This is a genomic window from Methylacidiphilum sp. Yel (assembly GCF_004421185.1).
Classification (GTDB): Bacteria; Verrucomicrobiota; Verrucomicrobiia; order Methylacidiphilales; family Methylacidiphilaceae; genus Methylacidiphilum.
The window spans coordinates 1-1,907 of the sequence record NZ_LXQB01000051.1 but is presented as its reverse complement, the minus strand read 5'-3'; the positions used below and the strand labels follow the sequence as shown (position 1 = coordinate 1,907).

Sequence of the window (1,907 nt, the reverse complement as noted above, 5' to 3'; positions counted from 1 at the left end):
ATATTTTTATTGGATTTCAATTGTTCTTTTCTGTTCATACATAATTATACTACACATAGCTATAATTTATCGCCTTATATCCCCATGCCTGAAGGCAGGGGCATTACGGCGAAGGATGGTAAAATTTCAACAACCTTTATGCCTCCACAACTCTAAAAATAATGAAGGGAGCCTTTTCCCTTTTCTATCTCTTTTGATCATAAAAAAAATAGAAGAAAAAAGAAGATAAAAAAGGCTACTAGAAAAAGCTCAGTAATCGAAAGAAGTTGATAAGCTAAAGAACTTGATTAAAGATTAGTCTATTGAGTTGATTGTAAAAGTCAACTACCCCGCCCTAAAGGGCGGAGCTTGTAAATGCAAGCTAGGTTGAACAGGGAAAGCGGTAATCAGTCCGCCACGGTTGCAACAGGTCGTTAAGACCCACTCCGGGATGCTTCCTCAGTCCCGGACACTGGAAGGTGGGGATCAAGCTGAGCAAAGGCAAAGGCCCGAAGGTTCTCACCGACACCGCAAGGGGTGAGCCAGTTGCAGACATCCCTGAAGGGAGACGGGCAAAGATGCCCGCGTTACAAGGCCCCTTAGGGCTTAGAAAAGCGGGCGCGGACGGTTGATGGATCGTGGAGGTGCCCGCATGAACCAAGATAGCATTGGAGAAAGGAGGTGCGGGAACTGGGGCGGCTTACGCCGCCGCGCTATCCCTCCCAGGCATGTATGCCAGGGTCTCCCGCGCAACTGAATGAAAGCAATGGTCTTAGAAAAACCAAAAGCTCCTTTGATCTTAAAGGATATTCCGATACCCGATCCAGGTCCTGGAGAAATACTCTTGGAGGTCCTTGTTTGTGGAATCTGCCGGACAGACTTACACGTAGTGGATGGAGAGTTGCCAAATCCAAAACCTAACTTAGTTCCAGGACATGAAGTGGTTGGCATCGTTAGGAAGTTGGGAGCCGGTGCCAAAAGGTTTTCTTTAGGTCAAAGAGTTGGCGTTCCTTGGCTAGGCAAGACATGCGGGCAATGCAAGTTTTGTATCTCTGGAAAAGAAAATCTTTGTGATCATCCCGAATTTACCGGCTATACGCTTGATGGTGGCTATGCAGAATGGATGAAAGCAGACGAGAGGTTCTGCTATCCAATACCAACGCTTTATACTGACAAAGAAGCAGCTCCTTTGCTTTGCGCCGGTTTAATTGGTTTTCGCTCCTATAGACATCTAGCAAATTCTGAACGCATTGGTTTCTATGGATTTGGTGCTGCAGCCCATATCCTTATTCAAATCGCTAATTATCAAGGAATAGCCGTTTATTCTTTTTCAAGGCCTGGAGATAAAGACAGTCAACAATTCGCTCTTTCTCTGGGAGCCGTATGGTCAGGTGATTCCACTTCTCCTCCTCCCGTTCTGCTTGAAGGCGCCATTATTTTTGCTCCCGTTGGATCCTTAATTCCACATGCCCTTCAAGCTGTAGAAAAAGGGGGAAAAGTTGTCTGCGCAGGGATCTATATGACTGATATCCCCTCTTTCCCATACAAAATTTTATGGGGAGAACGCCAAATAGTTTCTGTGGCTAACCTCACAAGACAAGACGGTGAAGAATTTTTTAAAATCGCATCCAAATTTAAGATTCAAACCCATGTCGAAGTCTTCCCTCTAAGTGAAGCCAATGAAGCCCTTGAACGACTTAGAAAGGGAAAAGTTCAAGGAGCCCTTGCCTTAATTCCTAACTGGAAAGTCTAGATGAGAAAGGCTTGAGATGCCACTTATTTTACCCCTCGTCATTTTGTTTCTATTGACATCCTCCCCATGCCTAAAGGCAGGGGATTCCTGGAGATAACTGACCAGATTTAGCCAGGGCAAGCTCTCCGATGAGGGTGTTGAGGTTTTGATAGACCCTGACACTCTCATCGGCCTC

1 protein-coding gene is annotated in these 1,907 nt (G+C 45.6%); it reads left to right on the top strand.

Translation table 11 applies throughout. The features are described from left to right. Nucleotides 1-736 precede the first annotated feature (736 nt). A complete protein-coding gene (locus A7Q09_RS07515) occupies nt 737-1,732 on the top strand; it encodes a zinc-dependent alcohol dehydrogenase family protein (protein ID WP_134390811.1) in 996 nt (331 codons plus the stop codon). Nucleotides 1,733-1,907: the final 175 nt, after the last annotated feature.